This window comes from Amycolatopsis sp. WAC 01376 (assembly GCF_003947415.1).
Lineage (GTDB): Bacteria > Actinomycetota > Actinomycetes > Mycobacteriales > Pseudonocardiaceae > Amycolatopsis.
In genome coordinates this window covers 98888-119638 of sequence record NZ_QHKL01000002.1, presented here as the reverse complement: position 1 = coordinate 119638, position 20751 = coordinate 98888, and the positions used below count along the sequence as shown (strand labels likewise).

Annotated in this window: 23 protein-coding genes and 1 tRNA gene; 10 read left to right on the top strand and 14 right to left on the bottom strand. The window is 67.2% G+C overall.

Features of this window, described 5'->3' with window-relative positions; translation table 11 throughout:
- Positions 1-15 precede the first annotated feature (15 nt).
- The 5 genes from DMH03_RS09785 to DMH03_RS09765 all read right to left on the bottom strand — a co-directional run bounded on the left by DMH03_RS09785 (position 16) and on the right by DMH03_RS09765 (position 3626).
- Positions 16-621 carry a plastocyanin/azurin family copper-binding protein gene (locus DMH03_RS09785; RefSeq protein ID WP_125791711.1) on the bottom strand — a complete coding sequence of 202 codons (606 nt, stop codon included), beginning with the start codon at positions 619-621 and terminating at the stop codon, positions 16-18.
- Positions 618-1073, bottom strand: coding sequence for a hypothetical protein (locus DMH03_RS09780; RefSeq protein ID WP_125791710.1), 456 nt, complete (start codon positions 1071-1073; stop codon positions 618-620). The genes DMH03_RS09785 and DMH03_RS09780 overlap by 4 nt, the downstream gene beginning before the upstream one ends.
- 73 nt (positions 1074-1146) lie before the next feature.
- Positions 1147-2109 (bottom strand): plastocyanin/azurin family copper-binding protein, encoded by a 963-nt coding sequence (locus DMH03_RS09775; protein ID WP_125791709.1) that lies wholly within the window; start codon positions 2107-2109, stop codon positions 1147-1149.
- Positions 2110-2135: 26 nt separating this feature from the next.
- Positions 2136-2990, bottom strand: coding sequence for a copper resistance D family protein (locus DMH03_RS09770; protein WP_125792855.1), 855 nt, complete (start codon positions 2988-2990; stop codon positions 2136-2138).
- Positions 2991-3041: 51 nt separating this feature from the next.
- Positions 3042-3626: a hypothetical protein gene (locus DMH03_RS09765; RefSeq protein ID WP_125791708.1), complete on the bottom strand. Its 585-nt coding sequence runs from the start codon at positions 3624-3626 to the stop codon at positions 3042-3044.
- A 342-nt stretch (positions 3627-3968) separates the two neighbouring features.
- Between DMH03_RS09765 and DMH03_RS09760 the strand changes: the two genes are divergently transcribed.
- The 6 genes from DMH03_RS09760 to DMH03_RS09735 all read left to right on the top strand — a co-directional run bounded on the left by DMH03_RS09760 (position 3969) and on the right by DMH03_RS09735 (position 8033).
- On the top strand, positions 3969-4505 hold the full coding sequence (locus tag DMH03_RS09760; RefSeq protein WP_125791707.1) for a copper resistance CopC family protein: 537 nt from the start codon (positions 3969-3971) through the stop codon (positions 4503-4505).
- Between the two features lie 145 nt (positions 4506-4650).
- Positions 4651-5307, top strand: coding sequence for a glycosyltransferase family 2 protein (locus DMH03_RS09755; protein WP_125791706.1), 657 nt, complete (start codon positions 4651-4653; stop codon positions 5305-5307).
- Entirely contained in the window at positions 5304-5948 is a 645-nt protein-coding gene (locus DMH03_RS09750) for a DUF2064 domain-containing protein (RefSeq protein WP_125791705.1), read from the top strand. The genes DMH03_RS09755 and DMH03_RS09750 overlap by 4 nt, the downstream gene beginning before the upstream one ends.
- Positions 5945-6553, top strand: coding sequence for a class I SAM-dependent methyltransferase (locus DMH03_RS09745; protein ID WP_125791704.1), 609 nt, complete (start codon positions 5945-5947; stop codon positions 6551-6553). Before DMH03_RS09750 ends, DMH03_RS09745 begins: the two co-directional genes overlap by 4 nt.
- Positions 6550-7617, top strand: a complete 1068-nt coding sequence (locus DMH03_RS09740; protein WP_125791703.1) for a molybdopterin-dependent oxidoreductase — start codon at positions 6550-6552, stop codon at positions 7615-7617. Before DMH03_RS09745 ends, DMH03_RS09740 begins: the two co-directional genes overlap by 4 nt.
- Positions 7614-8033 carry a hypothetical protein gene (locus DMH03_RS09735; protein ID WP_125791702.1) on the top strand — a complete coding sequence of 140 codons (420 nt, stop codon included), beginning with the start codon at positions 7614-7616 and terminating at the stop codon, positions 8031-8033. Before DMH03_RS09740 ends, DMH03_RS09735 begins: the two co-directional genes overlap by 4 nt.
- A gap of 236 nt (positions 8034-8269) precedes the next feature.
- Here DMH03_RS09735 and DMH03_RS09730 read toward each other — a convergent pair whose 3' ends face one another.
- Entirely contained in the window at positions 8270-9700 is a 1431-nt protein-coding gene (locus tag DMH03_RS09730) for a S1C family serine protease (protein ID WP_125791701.1), read from the bottom strand.
- A gap of 107 nt (positions 9701-9807) precedes the next feature.
- Entirely contained in the window at positions 9808-10608 is an 801-nt protein-coding gene (locus DMH03_RS09725) for a DeoR/GlpR family DNA-binding transcription regulator (protein WP_125791700.1), read from the bottom strand.
- 92 nt (positions 10609-10700) lie between these two features.
- On the opposite strand from DMH03_RS09725, the gene DMH03_RS09720 reads away from it, so the two are divergent.
- Complete coding sequence (locus tag DMH03_RS09720; RefSeq protein ID WP_125791699.1) at positions 10701-11084, top strand: VOC family protein; 384 nt, start codon at positions 10701-10703, stop codon at positions 11082-11084.
- Here the strand turns inward: DMH03_RS09720 and lspA are convergent.
- The 5 genes from lspA to DMH03_RS09695 all read right to left on the bottom strand — a co-directional run bounded on the left by lspA (position 11062) and on the right by DMH03_RS09695 (position 15069).
- Positions 11062-11580, bottom strand: coding sequence for a signal peptidase II (gene lspA / locus DMH03_RS09715; RefSeq protein WP_125791698.1), 519 nt, complete (start codon positions 11578-11580; stop codon positions 11062-11064). The two genes, DMH03_RS09720 and lspA, sit on opposite strands and share 23 nt — an antisense overlap.
- A 22-nt stretch (positions 11581-11602) precedes the next feature.
- Entirely contained in the window at positions 11603-13027 is a 1425-nt protein-coding gene (locus DMH03_RS09710; protein ID WP_199748810.1) for a HAMP domain-containing sensor histidine kinase, read from the bottom strand.
- Positions 13024-13716, bottom strand: coding sequence for a response regulator transcription factor (locus DMH03_RS09705; RefSeq protein ID WP_037340466.1), 693 nt, complete (start codon positions 13714-13716; stop codon positions 13024-13026). Before DMH03_RS09705 ends, DMH03_RS09710 begins: the two co-directional genes overlap by 4 nt.
- Before the next feature lie 85 nt (positions 13717-13801).
- A complete protein-coding gene (locus DMH03_RS09700; protein ID WP_125782335.1) occupies positions 13802-14416 on the bottom strand; it encodes a trimeric intracellular cation channel family protein in 615 nt (204 codons plus the stop codon).
- Positions 14416-15069: a response regulator transcription factor gene (locus DMH03_RS09695; protein WP_034305786.1), complete on the bottom strand. Its 654-nt coding sequence runs from the start codon at positions 15067-15069 to the stop codon at positions 14416-14418. Before DMH03_RS09695 ends, DMH03_RS09700 begins: the two co-directional genes overlap by 1 nt.
- A gap of 358 nt (positions 15070-15427) precedes the next feature.
- On the opposite strand from DMH03_RS09695, the gene DMH03_RS09690 reads away from it, so the two are divergent.
- The 3 genes from DMH03_RS09690 to DMH03_RS43025 all read left to right on the top strand — a co-directional run bounded on the left by DMH03_RS09690 (position 15428) and on the right by DMH03_RS43025 (position 18106).
- Positions 15428-15500, top strand: a tRNA-Arg gene (locus DMH03_RS09690).
- Positions 15501-15710: 210 nt separating this feature from the next.
- Positions 15711-17423, top strand: a complete 1713-nt coding sequence (locus DMH03_RS09685; RefSeq protein WP_125791697.1) for a DUF262 domain-containing protein — start codon at positions 15711-15713, stop codon at positions 17421-17423.
- A gap of 14 nt (positions 17424-17437) precedes the next feature.
- Positions 17438-18106 carry a RadC family protein gene (locus DMH03_RS43025; protein WP_125791696.1) on the top strand — a complete coding sequence of 223 codons (669 nt, stop codon included), beginning with the start codon at positions 17438-17440 and terminating at the stop codon, positions 18104-18106.
- On the opposite strand, the gene DMH03_RS09675 is transcribed toward DMH03_RS43025, so the two are convergent.
- Entirely contained in the window at positions 18090-19241 is a 1152-nt protein-coding gene (locus DMH03_RS09675; RefSeq protein ID WP_125791695.1) for a restriction endonuclease subunit S, read from the bottom strand. The two genes, DMH03_RS43025 and DMH03_RS09675, sit on opposite strands and share 17 nt — an antisense overlap.
- Positions 19235-20731, bottom strand: a complete 1497-nt coding sequence (locus tag DMH03_RS09670) for a class I SAM-dependent DNA methyltransferase (RefSeq protein WP_199748809.1) — start codon at positions 20729-20731, stop codon at positions 19235-19237. Before DMH03_RS09670 ends, DMH03_RS09675 begins: the two co-directional genes overlap by 7 nt.
- Between the last annotated feature and the right edge of the window lie 20 nt (positions 20732-20751).

The window sequence follows — 20751 nt, the reverse complement described above, 5'->3', positions numbered from 1 at the left end:
AGAACTCGGTAAGACTCACCCCGCCGGCCTCGACCCGACCAGGAGCAGGCACAGCACAGCCACCGCCGTGACGATCCCGGCGATCAGCAGCATCGGGTCGAGCGACGGCTCCGAAGCCACCGCCTGCTGGGCGACGGGCGGGGCGGCCTCGGACGAAGGCGCGGGAGCCGCCGGAGCCGCGGACGCACTGCTCGTCGGCGGCGTGCTCGCCGTCGGACTCGGCGTCGCCGACGCCGTCGGACGAGCCGTGGTCGGTTTCGCGGGCGCGGGAGCCGGCTGCTTCGAGGGTGTCTCCGCGGCGAGCACGGTGACCGTCGCGCGCATTTCCGGATGCACCGAGCAGTAGTAGGAATACGTTCCGGGCTTGGTGAAGGTGTGACTCCAGCTCTGCCCGGCCGAAAGCTGCGGGCTGCGGAACGCGACCGGAGCGCTCGTCGTGACGACGTCGTGGGGTGCCTGATCGTGCTGCATCCAGGTGACCGTGTCCCCGGCCCGGACGGTCAGCGCGGCCGGACCGTAGGCGTAGTCCTGCATCATCACCTGCTGCGTGGCCGCTTCCGCCGGCATGGCTTGCAGGATCAGGAAGAGCGCCGCCAGCACGACACCGGTGACCCGCTTCATCGGACGAACTCGATCGCGATCTCGACGTGGATCCGGCGGACGTACCAGGGCGCGCGCCGTGGCCGGGGCAGGATTCCTTTGGCCCACAAGATGATCCGTTCTTCGTCGACATGGCGTAGCGATCCGTCGAGCACGAGTCCGCGGTTTCCGAGCCGGCCTTCGATCCGCACCCGGTTCTCGTCGACGACGAGTTCGTCGGAAGTGAAGGTGAGCACGCGGGTCGTGCGGCGCCTCAGGACGAGGTACCGCAACGGCCACGGATAAGTGCGCAGCGAAGGGACGTCCAGTTCGACGAAGAGCCCAAGGTCACCCAGATATCCCGCGGTCGCGGTGAACCTGCCGCGGGCCAACGGGAAGCGCAGGAATCTGAACGACGGTTCGAGGACGCAGCGGTCCGGGCACAGCGTGTGACCGGCCGCGGCCGGGGCGGGCAGGAGTTCGGTGTCGGACATCGCTCGTCTCCGTGCTGGGGAACGTGGATACTGGCGAAGGGCCCGGCCGGCCGCTTACCGGCCGGGCCCGCCACTAGCAGCTCGCCTGGTTCAGCAGCGGCGTGAGCACGGTTTCGAGCCACACCGTATGCGTCTTGATGTACTGGTCGAGGTTCAGCAGATCGGTGACCTGCTGGCCGAGCGACGTCTCCAGATGCGCGGATTTGACGTGCGCGACGATCGGCGCGAGCGTGTCGGCGACGACCTTGTCGGCCGACCCGTCCAGCACCGGGGCGAGGACGGTTTCCAGCCACACCGTATGCGTCTTGATGTACTGGTCCAGGTTGAGGATGTCCTGCACCTGCTGGCCGGGCGAGGTTTGCAGATGCGCCGCCTTCACGTGGTCGATGATCGGCTGGAGAATTCCCTTCGGCACGCAGGATCCCCCGCCGGGGCTGGTAGTCGGCATCGAATGCGACGAGGACGTCGGCGGCTTGCTGCTCGTCGAGGTCGGCGGCGCCCTCGGCGGTGTCGGCGGCGGAGTGCCCGAGCCCTCCACCTTGACCGAGGCCTTCATGTCCGGATGCACCGAGCAGTAGTAGGAGTAGTCCCCCGCCTTGGTGAAGGTGTGGCTGAAGGTCTGCCCCTGCTGCAACGTCGGCGACGTGAACTTCTCCGGGCCGTCGGTGATGACGACGTTGTGCGGCGCGGTGTCGTGGTTGGTCCACGTCACCGTGTCGCCGACGGCGACGGAAAGGCTCGCGGGGCTGTACTTGTACCCCATCATCTCGACGGTCTTGGCCGCCTTCGGCTCCGCCGCCTGTTCCTGCGAAAGTCCCTGGTACAGCGGAACCGCCAGCGGCCCCTGCTTGGACAGCGCGGCGAGATCGACGGCGGCGGTCCGACCGGTGTCCGCCTGCTGCCCGCCCCGCAGGGTGGCGAGGCTGAACAGCGCGACACCCAGGGCGAGGATCGCCACCGCCACCGGCCAGGTCCGCCGCGTTGACACCGACGGCGGCGCCTCGGCGGCGGGGTTCTTGGGCTCTGGGTTGTCCATGAAGGACACTCCTTTCTGTAGAGCGGTCACCGGCCGGGGCTGGCCGTGACGAGGAGGCTCGCCGCGAGGAGGACCACGATGACGAGCGCGGTCTCGGCGGCGACGGAATAGACGAAGGGGCGGACAGTGGCGGCGTTGCCGCGCAGGACGACGGCGAAGTCCAGTCGCCGCGACACCCAGCTCTTGCTGCCCTGCGCGATAATGAGGACGAAGGCGAGAACGAGCAGCTTCACCAGCAGCGTGCGACCGTAGTCCGTTGTGGACAGTCGATCCCAGCTGCCGACCGTCTGCCACGCGAGTACGACACCGGCCACGACCACCGCGAGCACGGAGAGCATCGCCAGCCGGGAATAACGCGGTACGACGGCGGCGAGTTCTCCGGGATCACGCCGGGACAGCACCCCGAACAGCAGCACGGCGAGCCCACCGATCCACGCGCAGATCCCGGCCAGATGCACGAGATCCGCGACCTGGGTGAGCAGCGGCCTGCCGCTCTCGACCGCGTGCCCGGTCAACCCCGTCGTGCGCAGCAACCCCAGCGTCACCACGCCCGCGCCGACCCGCCACGCCGTCGATTTCGCCGCGATCCGCCCGCGCTGCAACAGATCCGCGAGGACGACCCCGGCAAGGAGCCACAGCAACGCCTTCGCGAACCAGACGCGCCCGAACTGCGTATCGAGCCCTTGCCCGAGCAGGTCCCAGTCGAAGAGGTCGGCGGCCGGGCGTTGCGCCGCCCAGGCACCTTGCAGGCCGAGCCCGGCCACCGTGCCGGCGAGACCGAGCAGCCAGCCGATGCCGACGACCTTGCGCGCACGGCTGTGTTCGGCGCCGGCCGGCCACAGGAACGCGAAGAAGAACAGGCCGCCCGCGAACAGGGTCATGCCGAAGTAGTCCACACAGCGCGCGAGTACGTACCAGGTCTTGACCACGGCTCACCGGACCACGGGCGGGACGGGAACCGTTTCGAGGACGACCGTCCCGTCGGGCGCGCGGCAGTATCCGAGCAGCGTCGCACCGAGGCCGTCCGGCCCCGTCACCCCGGGGCCGCCGGTGACCCCACCGAGCAACGGAAGCGCGCCGGCGGTGTCCAGAAGCTGTTGCGCCACACCGGCTTGACAGGCCGGAAGCTCGGTGCCGGGCGGTGGTGGAGGCGGTGGCGTCGCCGACGGCGGGCCGGGGTGCGGATGCGACGGCACGGGGTCCGGTGGCGGCACCGAAGGACTGACCTCGACACCGCCACCGGGCACGGTCGGCTCCGGCGGGGCCGCCGGGGCGGGGACGCCGGTGACCGGAACCGCCGGCAGGGAAGGAACAGGGACGGGCGCGGGCGGTTCACCGCCGGGCAAAGGCGTGCTCGCCGACGGCGCGGGCTGGGCGAGCACCGGCGGGTTTTCCGCGGCCGCCGTCCCGGGTTTCAGCCCGAGACCCGAGGCGTACCCGACCACGATCACGACGGCGCCGGTGAGGCTCGCCGCGATCAGCTGATCACGGCGCGGGGCGATTCCTCGTAAGGCCACGAATACGTCCTCCCGTACGGGAAATTGACCGGGAAAAGAGCAGGTTCGATGGGCCAGAAGGAAACCAGTTGCCGCGTTACCCGGCATGATCGTCACATGAAGGCCAGGTAAAGGAAGCGGGCTCCGTGCCGCCGGACGGCTGTGAGTTCTGCCGCCGAATGCCCGCTCGACACGACCATTCGAGTGAAGCACCGGGATGCGCCGTCGTTCTTTCCCGAAAGCCGGTGAGTTTTCGTTAACACGGTTGTAGCGCGAACTCCCGCCGCCGCAACGCGTCCGACCCTTTCGTCGCCGACGATGGCTCCCATTCCCCGTCGTCCGACGCATTTTTGAGGGAGAACCATGTCGCTTTCCCCGCGCGGCGCCTTTGTGGCCATCCTGGTGCTGGCGTTCACCGCGCTGGCCGGCGCCCAACCGGCCATGGCGCACAGCGTGCTCGTCTCCAGCGATCCGGCGAAGGACTCCTCGATCGCCTCCGCGCCTTCCGTTGTCACTCTGGTTTTCAACGAGCCGATCGACCGCGGGTTCACCGAACTGGCCGTACTCGGCCCGGACGGTTCGTCGCATTGGGAAGGCGGGGCGCCGGTGGTCACCGGGGAGAAGCTGTCCGCGCCCCTGCGGCCACTGGGAGCTGCGGGCGTCTACACGGTGAGGTACCGCGTGGTGTCCGCGGACGGCCATCCCGTATCGGGTTCGGTCCCGTTCACGCTCACCGCGGCAGGCCCCGGCACGGCCGCCGCCGATCCGGTGGTGCGCACCGACACCGCGGCCGCGGGCCCGGCGACGGACGACTCCGTGCCGGTGTGGCCATGGATCGGCGGGGCCGCATTGGTAGCTGTCGCCGGAGCGTTCGTGGCCAGGCTGATCGCGAAACCGTGACGACCGGGCACCCTAACCCTGTTCCGGCCGCCTGGCCGCTCGGGGAAGGGCATCGTCAGAACTCGGTAAGAACTTCGCCGACGTCATGATTCGGTAAGCAGCGCAAGGGTTCTGGTCCGTCCATCCCGGACTTAACGTGCTGTGCGTGAACGATGACCAGGTTGACGTCGTGCTCCCCTGTCTCGACGAGGCCGGTGCCCTCCCCGGCGTACTGGCAGCCCTGCCCGAGCGATATCGGGCGATCGTGGTCGACAACGGCTCCACGGACGGTTCCGCTGGGATCGCGGCCGGGCTCGGGGCGAAGGTCGTCCACGAACCCCGGCGCGGCTACGGCGCCGCGGTGCACACCGGGCTGGAGGCGGCCACGGCGGACGTCGTCTGTTTCGCCGACGCAGACGGTTCCCTCGACCTCGCAGAACTGCCGAAGCTGGTCGATGGCCTCGCTGACGCCGAGCTGGCGGTCGGGCGGCGGGTGCCGACCGGCCCCGGTGTCTGGCCGTGGCACGCGAGAGCCGGCAACGCGCTGATCTCGTCCCTCCTGCGACACAAGGGATTGCCGGTCCGAGACATCGCGCCGCTGCGCGCCGTCCGGCGGCAGGCGTTGCTCGATCTCGACGTCACCGATCGCGCCTTCGGCTACCCACTCGAACTGCTGATCAAGGCGAGCCGCGCGGGCTGGCGGGTCGCCGAGTTCGACGTGTCCTACGGCGAGCGCGCGAAGGGTACGAAGTCGAAGGTCTCCGGTTCGCTGCGGGGAACTCTGCGGGCGACCCGGGATTTCGGGCGGGTGCTGAGCCGATGACCTTCTGCCTGTTGATCGTCGCCAAAGCGCCAGTGCCCGGTTTCGCGAAGACGCGGCTCTGCCCGCCCGCGACGCCGGAACAGGCCGCCGAGATCGCGGCCGCCTCGCTGCTCGACACCCTCGAAGCCGCCTTGCTGACCCCGGAAGCGCGAGTGGTCGTCGCCATGACCGGCGAACTCGGCAGGGCCGCCCGCGGTTCGGAAATCGCCGCTGTACTCCGGAAAACGGAGGTGATCCCCCAACGCGGGGAAGGTTTCGACATGCGGCTCGTCAACGCCCACGCCGACGCGCCCCGTCCCGGCGAGCCGGTGCTGCAGATCGGGATGGACACTCCGCAGGTCACCCCGGCACTCCTGACCGAAGCCGCGAACCGGCCCGAGGATTCCGTCCTCGGACCGGCCGAGGACGGCGGCTGGTGGGCACTGGGACTCAAGGACCCGTTACACGCCAAGGCCCTCGCCGGGGTCCCGATGTCGCGTGACGACACCGGCCTCCAAACCGTGCGCGCGCTGGCCGACATCGGGCTGCGGCCCGGCAGCCTGCCCACACTGTCCGATGTGGACACGATGGCGGACGCGCGCCGGGTCGCGGTGGCGGCACCCCGCGGCCGGTTCGCCCGAGCGGTGGCCGAAGTCCGGTGACCGCCTTCGACCGCGGCCTGCTCGGCCACCGCTGCTGGCTGGAACTGGCGACCGGCGAACGTGTCGACCTGCCGGTGGACCGCTGGACGGCCATCCCCTGCGACGGCGACGACGTCCTCCTCGGTGCCTGTGACGGTCCGACGCTGGACGTCGGCTGCGGCCCCGGCAGGCTCACCGCCGCGCTGTCCGAACGCGGTGTCGCGTCGCTCGGCGTCGACATTTCGGCCACCGCCGTACGGCTCACCCACGCCAGGGGTGCCGCCGCGCTCCACCGGGACGTCTTCGACCGGCTCCCCGGCGAAGGGCGCTGGCGGCATGTCCTGCTCGCCGACGGGAACATCGGCATCGGCGGCGATCCGCACCGCCTCCTCGCGCGGATGGCGGAGCTGATCGGCGACGGTGGGACGGTGCTCGTCGAGCTCGACCCGCCGGGCCGCGGACTTCGCCAGGACCGGGTCCGGCTGCGCCCCGATGACGGCGCCTGGTTCACCTGGGCGTGGGTCGGCGTCGAAGCGATCGCGGAACTCGCCGCCCGCACCGCGTTCCGGGTCGCGTGGGCCACCAGCCACGGCCACCGCTGGTTCGCCTGCCTGGAGAAAGCATGAACACACCTTCGGAGCGCGTGACGTCCCGGATCGGCCTCGCTCTCGCCGTCACCTTCACCCTGTGCTTCGTCACCGGCCTGATCAGCCATCTCATCCAGCATCCGCCGTCGTGGTTCGGCTGGCCGAACCGCCCGGTCTGGCTGTACCGGGTCACGCAGGGCACGCACGTGCTCTCCGGGATCGCGTCGATCCCCTTGCTGCTGGCGAAACTCTGGAGCGTCTACCCGAAACTGTTCGACCGTCCGGTGCTCCGTTCGCTGCCGCACGCGCTCGAACGCCTGTCGATCCTGGTGCTGTCCGCGGCCGCCTTCTTCGAACTCGTCACCGGCCTGTTCAACATCGCCCAGAACTATCCGTGGACGTTCTACTTCCCGCAGCTGCACTACGCGGTCGCGTGGGTGGCGATCGGCTCGATCCTGGTGCACATCGCGGTGAAACTCCCGATCATCCGCCGCTCGGTCACCAAGCCAGCCGAACCTTCACGCCGCGCCTTCCTCCGCACGACCTGGCTGGCCGCGGGCGTCGCCGTCGTCGCGACAGCCGGGGCGACGGTTCCGTTGCTGCGTAACGTTTCCGGCCTGTCCTGGCGGAGCGGCAAGGGACCGCAGGGGCTGCCGGTGAACCGGACAGCCGCGGCGGCAGGCGTACTGGACACGGCGAACGACCCGGCCTGGCGGCTTTCAGTGGTGACCCCGAACGGAACGAAGACCTATTCGCTGGAAGAACTCCGCGCGCTGCCGAGGACTTCGGCCGAGCTGCCGATCGCCTGCGTCGAAGGCTGGAGCGAATCCGCGCGGTGGAGCGGTGTCTCGCTGCCGGAGTTGCTGCGACACGCCGGAAGCACGCCGGGCACACCGGTCCGCGTGTTCTCACTGGAGAAGGCCGGTCCGTACGGGATCAGCGAACTCCCCGGCGAGCACACCGCGGACGAGCTCACCCTGCTGGCGCTGGAACTCAACGGTGAAATCCTCGACGCCGACCACGGCTTCCCGTGCCGGATCATCGCCCCGAACCGGCCCGGCGTCCTGCAGACGAAATGGGTCACCCGGCTGGAGACGCTGTGAAGACGTTGCGGCTGTTGCTGTTCCTGCCCGGCCTCGGCGCACTCGCGTGGGGCGCGGTGCTGTTCTCCGAGTACGCCTTCCCGCTGCGCCCGGACGTCTTCGGGACGCTCGGCTGGCTCGTCGGCGGTCCCTTGGTGCACGACGTGCTGCTCGCGCCACTGATCGGTGCCGTGGGATTCGCGCTGAGCAGGTTCCTCCCGGAACGCTCGCAGACCCCGGTGAAGACGGGCGCGGTGCTCTCGGGGGTGCTGACGCTGATCGCGTTTCCGTTGCTGTGGCGGCCTTTCGGCGGAGCCGCGAACCCCGGCCTGCACGACGCCGACACCGTCACCGGCTTGCTGGTCAGCGTCGCGGTCGTCTGGCTCGGCGTGCTCGTGGCTGTGTTCCTCCGCCGAAAGCGCGTTATTGAGGGGTAATCGCGGGGATTCACTCGCGGGCGGTGGGGCGACCGTGCCGCGAAAGCCACTTTCGCGACCCCAGGCGTCGCGAAAGTGGCTTTCGCAACCTCCCAACTTTGCCTTACCCCTCAATAAAAGGGCCACGCGCGACCGGGATTGGCAGCCGGTCACGCGTGGCCTCTGGTTCCGGCCCGCTGGGGGTTCGAGCCGGGGTTTGGTCTCGGCCGCGCACTGCGGCCGAGCGTTGGGGAGTGTTAGTTCGGCGTGACCGGCTGGCCGCCGAGGGTCACCTCGATCACCTTGCCGTCTGCGAGGGTGAACTTGACCTTGTCGTTCGGTGCCCTGGTGCGGATCTCGGCGACGAGCGCGTCCGCGTTGGGGATCGACCGGTCGTCCAGCTTCGTCACGACGTCACCGGATTTGAGGCCCGCCTTCTCCGCGGGGCTGCCTGCCGTGATCTCACCGAGCTGCGCGCCTCCGGTCGGCGCGGTCTGCACTCGTGCGCCGATGAAGGTCTGCTTCGCCTGGCCGGTGTTGATGATGTCGTCGGCGGTGCGGCGTGCCTGGTCGATCGGGATCGCGAAACCGATTCCGACGTTGCCGCCGCTCTCACCGCCCTGGCCCTGCGCGGACTTCGGGCTGTAGATCGCCGAGTTGATGCCGATGACCTGGCCTGCCATATTCGCGAGCGGGCCGCCGGAGTTACCCGGGTTGATCGCCGCGTCGGTCTGCACCGCCGACATCACCGTGGTCTGGTCGCCGCCGCCACCGGCGCTCACCGGCCGGTTCAGCGCGCTGACGATGCCTGACGTGACAGTGCCAGTCAGTTCGAACGGCGATCCGATGGCCACCACCGGCTGCCCGACCCGGAGATCGTCGGACCGGCCGAGCTCCACCGGGGTCAGCCCGCTGACGCCGCTGACCTTCACCACGGCGATGTCCGTCGTGGGGTCGCGGCCGACGACGGTCGCCGTGCCCTTCTTGCCGTCCTGGAACACCGCCTGGATCTGCCCGCCACCCGTGGCGACCTCGACGACGTGGTTGTTGGTCAGCACGTAGCCGTCGGTGCTGAGCACGAAGCCGGAGCCCTCGCCCGCACCCGACCGCCCGGACACCTGGAGCTCGACGACGCTCGGCGACAGCTTCTGCGCCACCGCCTCGACCGAGCCGGCGGGCAGATTGCCCGTCTGCTGGGCGGGCTTCGGCGCGTCGAGCGCGTTCACGGAAGAGCCGCCGGACGCGTCACCGGTCAGATAGCCGACCGTACCGCCCGCGACCCCGCCGACGACCAGCGCGATCGCCGCGACACCGGCGAGCAGCTTGCCCGAAGTGGACTTCGAGGCCTGGCGCTGCTGCGGCACCGCGTACACCGACGGACCCGGCTGCGTGTACGGCGTCTGGTGGCCCGGCACCTGGTGGCCCTGGGTGTACTGGCCCTGCGTCTGGTGCTCCCGCGCGGGCGCCTGCTGCGCCTGGGCGTGGGGCGACCACGGGTTGTACTGCTGTTCCGGGGTGTAGGCCTGCTGCGCTCCGGTGTGCGGAGTGGCATGGCCGCCGAGCCCGGTCGCGTCAGTCTGCTGCGGGGCGGGCTGCGCCGCCCAGCTCGCGCTCTGCTCCGCGTCCGGCTGAGCGCCGGCGGGCCGCGCCTTCTCGGCGTCGTGGCCGCTGGGGTCGTTCTCGGTCATGTCTTCACCTTGCGGGATGGTCCTGAGAAGTTCCTGAGCCAAAGCTGTGCATCGCACATGAGTATGGCCCTGTCAGCGGGTGGCGCGCAGTCTGTCGGCCGCCGGCCTCACGCTTCTTCGGCCTCGGCCGTCTCCGCCGTTTCGGCGATCATCAGCTCACCCGCCTGCTCGGTGAGCGTTTCCCTTGCGCTGTCGGGCAAACCGTCGTCCGAGACGACGACGTCGGCCTCTTCGAGCCCGGCGATGGTGGAGATGCCGACGATGCCCCATTTGGTGTGGTCGGCGAGCACCACCAGTTTGCGGCCCGCTTCGACGAGCGCGCGGTCGGTCTCGGATTCGGTGAGGTTCGGCGTGGTGAAACCGGGGCCGCCGGCCATCCCGTGCACGCCGAGGAAGACGACGTCCAGATGCAGCGATCGCAGGCTCTGCACGGCGACCGGCCCGACCAGCGCGTCCGACGGGGTGCGGACGCCGCCGGTGAGGACCACCGTGCGATCGGGCTGGTTCGCGCCGCGCAGCACGTCGGCGACCTGGATGGAGTTCGTGACGATCGTCAGGCCGGGGACCTCGTCGAGTGCCCTGGCCAGCGTCCACGTGGTGGTGCCCGCGGAGATGCCGATCGCGGTGCCCGGCCGGACCAGCCCGGCGGCGAGGGCGGCGATGGCCTCCTTCTGCGCTCGCTGGCGCACGGATTTGGCTTCGAAACCCGGTTCGTCGGTGCTCTTGCCCACGACAGAAGTGGCGCCGCCATAGACCTTCTCGACCAGCCCCCGGCCCGCGAGCACGTCGAGGTCGCGGCGCACCGTCATATCCGAAACGCCGAGCCTCGCGACGAGATCGCTGACCCGGACCGCCCCGGTCCGGCGCGCCTCCTCGAGGATCACCGCCTGTCGCTGCCGCGCGAGCACGAAGCCTCCGATAACCACACTGGATCAACTACACAAAATCCTACACGATCAAACATGCCGCGACGAGCGGATCAGCCTGCCACCATGAGGCCATGGCCAGGCTTCGCGACGTCGTCTTCGACTGCCACCACCCGGCTTCACTGGCGCGCTTCTGGGCTTCCGTGCTCGACGGCTACGAAGTCGCACCCTATGACGAAGAAGAGCTTGAGCGCCTTCGTTCGCTCGGGTTCTCCGGCCCCGAAGAAGACCCTTCGGTGTTGGTCGAAGCAGCGTCGGGTCCGCGGCTTTTCTTCAACCGGGTCTCGGAATCGAAGGTAGTCAAGAACCGCGTGCACCTGGACCTGACCGGAGACAACGTCGAACGCCTCGTTTCCTTGGGCGCGCGCGTACTCGCGAGTCCCGAAGACGGGCTCGTCGTGCTCGCGGATCCGGAAGGGAACGAGTTCTGCCTCGTTACTCCGCCGCCGTCTCCTTGACGCCGTCGATCGGGACGTTGCGGAAACTCAACACGAAAAGCGAGACGGCGCCGAAGAACAGCGCGATGTCGGCGACGTTCCCGACGAACCAGCCGTTGTAGTCGATGAAGTCCACGACGTGACCGCGCGCGAACCCCGGCTCGCGGAACAGGCGATCTCCCAGATGCGTCGTCGCGCCGCCGAGCAGCAGCCCGAGCGAGATCGCCCAGCCCGCCGAACGGACCTTGCGCGAGATCCACAGCAGCGCGACCACCGCGGCCGCGGCCAGGATCGCGAAGATCCAGGTGGAGCCGGCGCCCAGCGAGAACGCCGCGCCCGGGTTGTAGAGCAGCCGGAACCGGATGAAATCGCCGATCACCGGGATCGGCGCGCGGTCGGTGAGGGCGTCGACCGCCCACCATTTGGTCAGCTGGTCGGCCACCAGCAGCACCGCGGCCACCAGCAGTGTCCACAGCAGACGACGGGGCGGCAGCTCAGGCTCGTTCTCGGTGCTCATCACCCGTCAGAGTAATCACCTGTCAGGCAGGGGCTCCCGGGAGCCGCAGGGTCATCAGCGCACCGCCCGCGGGAGCTCGTCCCGCGTAGACGTCGCCGCCGTGCCGCTGCGCCGCGTGCTGGACGATCGCCAGGCCGAGCCCCGAACCGGGCAGCGTCCGCGCCTCCGACGAACGGTAGAAGCGGTCGAACACCTTCGGCAGGTCCTCGTCGGCGATCCCCGGCCCCGCGTCCTCGACCTCGAGCACCGCGGTGCCGTCGCCGACCGGGTACAGCCGGACCCCGACCGTCGACCCCTCCGGCGAGAACTTCACCGCGTTGTCCAGCAGGTTCAGCACCGCGCGTTCCAGCGCGCTGGTGTCGCCGGTCAGCACCCACGGCTGGAGCGAGACGTCGAACTCGATCTCGCCCGCGCGGCGGCGCGCCCTGTCGAGCGCGCGCTCGACGACGTCGACCATCTCGACCCGTTCATGCTCGATCCGCGGCTCGTCCTGGCGCGCGAGTTCGACGAGGTCGCCGATCAGCTGGGTCAGCTCGTCGAGCTGACCGCGGATGTCGGCCTCGATGTCACTGCGGTCCTCGTCGGACAGCGTCCGCGCCCCCGGCCTGCTCGCCGAAAGCAGAAGCTCCAGGTTCGTGCGGAGCGACGTCAGCGGGGTCCGGAGTTCGTGCCCGGCGTCCGCGACGAGCTGCCGCTGCCGTTCCTGCGATTCGGCGACCGTGCCCAGCATCGTGTTGAAACTCTGGGTGAGGCGGGCGAGTTCGTCGTCGCCGCTGACCGGGATCGGCCGCAGGTCACCCGTGGTGGCGACGCGTTCCGCCGCCGACGTCAGCCTGTCGACCGGCCTCAAGCCGGCTCTCGCGACGGCCGTCCCCGCGGCCGCGGCGACCAGGATCCCGGCGCCGCCGATCAGGAACAGGACCACCGAAAGTTCGTTCAGGGTGCGCTTGGTCGGGCCGAGCGACTGGGCGAGCACCATCGCCTGCCCCGCCCCCTGCGGGAGGGCGACGACCCGGCTGTCGGTCTTCGGGTCGGTGCGCAGGGAGAACGGCGACTCCCCGGTGGCGACCGCGATCTCGTCATGGCCGTAAGGCGGGCGGCTACCGGACTGCGGGAAGGTCAGCCGGATCTTCTCCCCGACCGTCAGCTGGCCGATCTGCAGGTCCGCGCTGGCCAGGAAGGCGCCGGGCACCTGCTGCAGCTCGGTCTGCACCTGCGGCGAGTCGACCGCGGCCTGCGCGCGGGCGAGCAGATTGTCGTCCACCTGCTGATAGAGGTTGTCCTTCACGACGAGATACGCGCCGAGGGACACCAACGCCACCGCGCCCGCCACCGAAGCGGCCGCGAGCAGCGTCACCCGGCCGCGGAGCGAGAAGCGCCGCGTGCTCCAGCGGTCGCCGCGCGGATCCTTTTCGGACACGTCGACGACCGGGACCGCGTCCGTCACGGCGGGGTTTCCCTCAGCACGTAGCCCACTCCCCGGACCGTGTGGATCAGCCTCGGTTCGTTCCCAGCCTCGGTCTTTCGGCGCAAATAACCGACGTAGACCTCCAGCGCGTTGCCCGAGGTCGGGAAGTCGTATCCCCACACTTCCTCCAGGATCCGGCTGCGGGTCAGAACGTGCTTCGGGTACGAGAGGAACAGCTCCAGCAGCGCGAACTCGGTCCTGGTGAGACTGATCTCCCGGCCCGCCCGGCGCACCTCGCGCGTCCCCGGGTCCAAGGTGAGGTCCGCGAACGAGAGGACCTCGGCGTTCTGACCGGCCTGCGGATCCGGGATGGCCCGACGCAGAAGCGCGCGAAGGCGAGCGAGAAGCTCTTCGAGTGCGAAGGGCTTCGGCAGGTAATCGTCGGCGCCGGCGTCGAGGCCGGACACCCGGTCGGAAACCGTGTCCCGCGCCGTCAGCACGAGAATGGGCAGGTCGTCACCGGTGCTTCGCAGGCGTCGGGCGACCTCCAGGCCGTCGAGCCGCGGCATCATCACGTCGAGGACCATCGCGTCGGGTCTGTTGGCGATGATCGCTTCCAGGGCCTGCGCGCCGTCCCCGGCCAGTTCCACCTGGTAGCCGTTGAACTCAAGGGATCGCCTGAGTGATTCACGGACGGCCCTGTCGTCGTCCACTACGAGGATGCGCATGGCGACAGTCTTACGCAGAGTGCTGAGACTCGCCTAAGAACACACACAGAACCAACAAAGGAAATCCGGCAGTCCAGAAGACGTTTCAGCCGGTCTCTGGCCCTTTCGCAACGGGTGCGTTCCATCTACGCCACAAAGCGAGCATCCGGACCCCCACCACCGCCGCGGCTGCTACAGCGGTCACCGGACCCGGCGGCAGTCGCAGAGCGTGACCGAGCACGACGAGCACGGCCCCCGCGAGCGCGGCGACCGCGTAGATCTCCTTCCGCAGCACGAGCGGGATTTCCCGGAGAAGGAGGTCACGCACCGCGCCGCCACCGATACCCGTCGTCATCCCGATCAGGCACGCCGCGTAGGGAGTCGCCCCCGCGTTCAACGCGATAGTGGTCCCCGCCGTCGCGAAGACCCCAAGCCCGAGCGCGTCGGCCAGCAGCACGGCGCGCCGCAGCTTCGCGATCTGCGGATGGAAGACGAACACGACCAGCGCCGTCCCGCCGCAGACCGCGAGATACGGCCAGGTCCGCAGGCTCGTGGGCGGCGTGATCCCGAGCAGGACGTCACGGATGATCCCGCCGCCGAGCGCGGTCGTGAGCCCGACGACGACCACCCCGAACACGTCCAACCTGGACCGCACTGCCGCGAGGGCTCCCGAAGCCGCGAACGCGATCAAGCCGAGGAACTCGAGCGCGGTGAGGATCATTACTGGTCGAGCAGGCCACCGCGGTAGGCAAGCAGCGCGGCCTGCACCCGGTTCGCCGCGCCGATCTTGGACAGGACGGCCGAGACGTAACCCTTGACCGTGGCCTCGGACAGGTGCAGGCGTCCGCCGATCTCCGCGTTGGACAGCCCCTGCCCGATCAGCCCGACGACCTCACGCTCCCGGTCGGACAGCGACGCGAGCAGCTTGCGCGCCGGCTGCGCGGCCCGCTGCTCGTCCCGATGCGACTGGACCATGCGCGCCGCGACCCCCGGATCCAGCACCGCGCCACCGCGCGCGAGGTCTCTCACCGCCCTGAGGAGCGCGGCCGGGTCGATGTCCTTGAGCAGGAAGCCGTTGGCCCCGAGCCTGAGCGCGAGACTGACGTAGTCGTCGATGTCGAACGTGGTCAACATGGCCACGGTCGGCGGATCCGGCAGGGCGAGAATGGCCCTCAGCGCGCGAATGCCGTCGTCAGGCGCCCGCATCTTGATGTCGAGCAACGCGACGTCAGGGTGGTACCGCCGGGCGACCTCGACCGCTGATCTCCCGTCGCTCGCCTCGCCCACGATCTCGATGTCGGCAGCGCCCGACATCATGGCACGCAGGCCCGAACGGACCAGTTCCTCGTCGTCGGCGAACATGAGCTTGATCAACGAAGCCCTCCGGCAGCCGGGGGAGCGGCGTCTCGCGTCCCGTTAACGAAGATTACCTACTGTTGTTCAGGGTTTCGAAACCAGACACGTACGAGTGACCCTCGCGGGTCATCTGTGTCGATCTAGGCGTCGATTCAGACCCTGGTTTGCTGGTGCAGAGTGTGGCTGCTCCTGGGCGGATCCGCAGGTCGAGTGTCACTAGGCGGCCAGTGGCGTGGTCTGGCCACATGCTCCTTCTTGCGCTTGCACACAACCGCCGTTCGGGGGTTTCGCAGTGTTCACCTCGCTGGCCGCTGGGTTGCTCGGCCCTCGTGCCCCACCGGGGCCGTCGCACGGTACGCTGCGCGTGGCAGTACATGCCCTCGTAGCTCAGGGGATAGAGCACCGCTCTCCTAAAGCGGGTGTCGCAGGTTCGAATCCTGCCGGGGGCACAGTCATCTGACCGCAGCAGATCGTCCATCCATCAGCGGCGACGCCGGGTGATGAGTGATCTTTAGTTGTGCGACAGAATGCGCCTGAAGCGGCACAGTCCGATGATGCCCAGCGTTCATCCCGGCATGCTGGCCTGATGACGCGCCCGAGACCCGATTTTGTCAGAGGTGCCTCATACACTGCCCGAAACCGCGAGCGAGGGGGTGCGCATGGCCGTCAGACCAGTACAGCAACGCAAGGCGCAGGACCCGGATTCCACTGTGCCGCGACTGGTGACAGTGGTGGATCGGGTGCTCGCCGGCGACATTGTGCTGCCGAAGTTCCAGCGGAACTTCGTGTGGACTCGGCAGCAGGTCCTCGATCTTCTCGATTCCGTCTCACGCAACTATCCCATCGGCAGTGTCCTCCTGTGGCTGAGCACGGAGGAGCTGGCAAGCGAGCGCACGGTTGCTGGCCTGGCGGTGGAGGAGCCGCGGCACGGCTATCCGGTCAACTACATCCTTGATGGGCAGCAGCGCCTGGCCAGCATCTGCGGTGCCCTCCACTGGGAGCCCGACAACGATCCAGACAGTCTCTGGAACATCGTCTATGACCTGGAGGAGCAGGAGTTCAAGCACACGGGAACGCTCGATGGCCCATCACCGCACGTCATCCCGGTGCGTCTACTCGCTGATGGCTTCGGGTTCGCGAGCCGTGTGTCACGGGTCGGATCCGACGAACTCCAAGAGCGGGCCAAGGCACTCTACAATCGTTTCTCGAACTACCAGATCGCGGTAATCACACTTCGCGGGATGCCGTCCAACGAAGTTGCAAAAGTTTTCGAGCGGATCAACAGCACCGCCACCCAGCTCACCGTCGTCGACCTGATGCGCGCGGCGACGTGGAGTCCGGAGTTCGATCTCAAAGACGAGATCGACAAGTTGCTCGAGGTGCTGGATCGCAAGAAATACGGTCGTGTCGACACCAAGACCATGCTTCGGACGGTCTCGGCGGCAGCGGGCTTCGGGTTCTCCCGGGACGACATGAATGGACTGCGGGATCTCTCCCGTGAAGAGCTGGAAAATGCGGTCGAGGCTGCCGGAGAATCGGCCAAGCGGGCAGTGGACTTCCTGACCACGCAGATCGGCACCCCACGGGCAAGCGCCCTGCCGTATCTCAACCAGTTCGCTGTTCTTGTTGAAATCTTCCATCAGGTCCCCAAGCCGACGACCGCACAGTTCGACGCCATCGAGCACTGGTTCTGGCTGACCGCGAGTGGCGAGTACTACAAGGGCTGGAATGCCCGCCAGATGGCCGACGACCGCGAAGCGATCGGCGCCTTCGCTCGAGGTGAGCGTGCCGAGATCGAGGTTGGCGCCGGCTTGCCGCGGAGCGTGCTGTGGCGACTCAGTCAGTTCCGGGCTACCAACTCGCCATCGAAACTACTTGGCTTGATGTTGGCGGGGGCACATCCTGTGGACCTCCGCCACGGCCGGCGCATCGATACGGACAAGGCCCTATCCTGGCAGAATGACAAGGAATTCCACCACTTCTTTCCTAAGGCATTTCTGAAGAAGAACGGAATCGGCTTCAGTCGGGCCAATGTCTGCGCGAACCTGATCATGCTGAGCTCGGTGACGAACATCTACGTGAGTGACCAGCCACCGTCCGTGTATCTCAAAGACTTGTGCGAAACCCAGGGCAAGGAGAAGATTCGCAAACGCCTTGCCTCATGTCTCGTGGATGACGCAGCATTCGAGGCGGCTCTGCGGGACGATTATGAAGGCTTTTTACAGGCCAGGTCAGACACGCTCCACCAGCGACTGATGCAACTCATCGGACCGTCCGTGGGCGAGGCGGGAGAGTACGTCGCGGTTGCGGACGAAGCGGAGAGCGAGAGCCTTGTCAGCGACGACCCCGTGGACCGGGATTCCGCGGACTGAGAGGCCACAGAACTATGCGCGTCACGGACATGCCGACCGGGGACCGGCCACGCGAGCGGCTGTGGGACTTGGGCGCGGAGGCCTTGGCAGACCGCGAACTCCTGGCGCTCCTACTAGGAGCCGGAACCCCAGGATGTGACGCGGTCGAACTCGCCGGTCGGCTGATCGCAGCGCACGGCGGGCTACAGGGACTGGCTCGAGCGGATCCGCAGGCGCTCGTCGCCTTGCCGGGAATGGGGCAGGCCAAGGCGGTCCGCGTTGCTGCGGCCTTCCAACTTACTCGGCGTCTCGCAAGTCAGGGCACGGCCGAGCGGCGACGGGTTGTCACGACCGCGGACCTGGCCGCCGTCGCAGCCCCGCTACTGCGCGGACTGCGTCATGAGCGAGTCGTGGTGGTCGTCTGTGACCCGTCCGGAGCGGTTCTCCGCGCGTCTCGCCTGACCGACGGGGCGACTGACCGCAGCCTGATCCCTGTCCGTGACGTTCTGGCTCTGGCCTTGTCATCCGGCGGCGCGTCCTTCGGTGTCGCACACAACCACCCCACGGGCGACCCCACCCCCAGCACCCCCGACCGCCACGCCACCACCCGCCTCCGGGATTCGGCCGTAACGGTCGGACTGGGCTTCCTCGACCATGTCGTGGTGACGGACACCGGGTGGCGTCGCGTTACAACTGACCCGTGAACGCGGCATTGAGAATCGACGGCCGCAGCGCGTCGAGCGCAGGCTCGGCGTAGGCGCTGTTCAGCTTCTCGGCGAGCGCGTCAAGTGTCCGCGCGACCTGATCCTGAACCGGACGCGGGGGGAGAGGGAACGTCAACGCCTCAAACCGCTTTCGCCCAAGAGTCCGGTTGCGCTCGGCCCCCGCGGAACAGGCCGAAGCGATGAGAGCCTGACCGGGTTTGCTTAGCAGAAAATAACGGAGATAGCTGACGTTCGCGCGGTCATTGGCTGGCAGGTAGAAGAAGAACCTGTTGGATGCGATGTGTCCCTCGTCCGCGGTCCGAGTTACTGAGATTCCACCTTCCCAGGCCATGAGATTGCTTAGTGCGAGCGCATCTTTGGGGAAAGTAAAGTAATTGAGCTTGCTTAGGTTTTCGCCAGGCGCACTCGGGTAACGAATGATCCCTCTTCCGAAGGAGCGAATCCCAATGGTCCGATACTCCCGACGCGAGTCGATCTCAACGGGCGTGCGGTCAAATCTCAGGACATCGCCCACGCGAACAGTCTGATGATTGCCTTCGATGGCGGAATCAACAAGAGACGCAAAAAGTCCTGATTGCAAGACGGAAATCTTCTTGCGAAGCACACCAACTTCGTCCGCGCGACCCAACAAGGTGTCCAACTTATCGGCGATTCGACACTGCTCAATGAGACTAGGAAGAGGAACTGCGATCGACAGAAGCTTACTTGCGCTTACGCGTTCCCGGCGAGCGCCAAGCCCCTTTGAATCCCTGTTGAGCAGACTCCAGAAGTCAGGCCACTGACAGATGTAGCCGAGGTAGCGGGCTTCCGTTCCGGATCGCAGCGCGAAGGTTGGAAACTCAGGAGAGAGGAATGTCTCGTCAAATCGGTCAGGAACAAGACAAATGGCACCCTCGAATGCTTTTAGCCTACTCATGACAATCTGCCCCTTGTGGAGCCGATGCATCTTCTGGTAGCTGGTTTCTTCGCCCAATATTGTTCCGCGAGAAAAAATTCCTCGACCGAACGAATATACTCCAGCGATATCATACTTCGATGCGCCTTCTAGTTTAACTTCATCAATTTCGAGCGTCAATGCTTCAGCTAGCGGGCGCACGGGAAGAGTTGTCACCATTCGCTCCCAAGTTCCATCTTCAGCTCATTCAGAAGGGCGAGAATCTCGTGCTCTGTCTTGATCAGCTCGTCTATGAGCTCCACCGGAGGCCGGTGCGCAAGGTCGTCACCTACATGTGGGTTCGCGAGATCAAGGTTGTAGCCGCCCGCCTTGATGTCCGCCGCTTTCACCTGCCAGGCGAACTCATTCTGCTCGCGACCCTTTCGCCCCTCGCCACACCACCACTTCTCGCAGTCCTCGAAGTCCTCATATCGCATGGGCTTGGTCTTGCTGTAGCCGCGCCGCCCTTCCGGCAGCGGAATCTCATAGAACCAGGTCTCTTTTGTAGAGCCGGTCTTGTCAAAGAAGAGCAGGTTCGCTGGAATCTGAGTGTACGGCGCGAAGACGCCTTGAGGAAGGCGGACAATGGTGTGCAGATTGCACTCCTTCATCAGCTTCTCCTTGATCTTTGCCCCGACACCGCCCCCGCCAAACAGCGAGCCGTTTGGCAGGACGATCGCACATCGCCCTCCTGGCTTGAGTCGCTCGATCACCGAGTACAAGAACAGCCACGCCGTCTCTTGCGTGGCCACCCCCGCGTTGTCGAAGCGTGCCGCTACCGACTTCTCCTCCTCTCCACCAAACGGCGGGTTGGTGAGTACCACATCCACTCGATGTTGGGGACTGCTCTCGTCGCGCATCCTGAGCAGAGCATTGGTCCGCGTCACATTGGGAGTATCGATACCGTGGAGCAGCAGGTTCATCATGACGAGCAGGTAGGGCAGCGGCTTCTTTTCAATACCCCGGATATTGCGATGAAGCTGAGCAAGCTCCATCCGGGAAGAAGGTAGCTCCTTCAACTCGTCGTACGCCTCCACCAGGAAACCACCCGTCCCACAGGCGGGATCGAGGATCGACTGCCCAAGCTTGAGGAACGACTGTTCAACCATGAAGCGGATGACTGGGCGGGGCGTGTAGAACTCGCCGGCGTCCCCCGCCGCGTCGCGCATCTCTTTGAGAATGGACTCGTAGACGGTGGCCATCGTGTGGATGTCGTCGGCGGACTCGAAGCTGATGCCGTTGACGACGTTCACCAGGTCACGAAGCAGCGTCCCGGAGAGCATCCGGTTATTGACCTCCTGGAAGATCGTGGAGATCACGTTGCGCGGGTCGCCTTCATTGTCGCTCTTCAGGCTCCGCAGGTGTGGCAGCAGCTCGGTGTTGACGAACGTCAGGAACTCCTCACCGGTGAATTCCGTCTTCGCGCCCCAACTCTCCCAGTCGTACGGGTTGGCGATCGCGCGCTCGTATTCCAGGTTCTCCGCTTCTCGTTCCTGTTCCACGCAGACGTCGAACGCACGGAGGAAGAGGATCCAGGACAGCTGCGGCAGCCGATCGAGGTCACCATTGAGGCCGGCGTCCTTGCGCATGATGTCGCGAGCCGACTTGATAGCCGACTGAAGTTCGGCGCGCGTCTGCTTCTTGGGCTGGACGGGGACATCGATGGCCAATTGGCCATCCGTATCCGAGC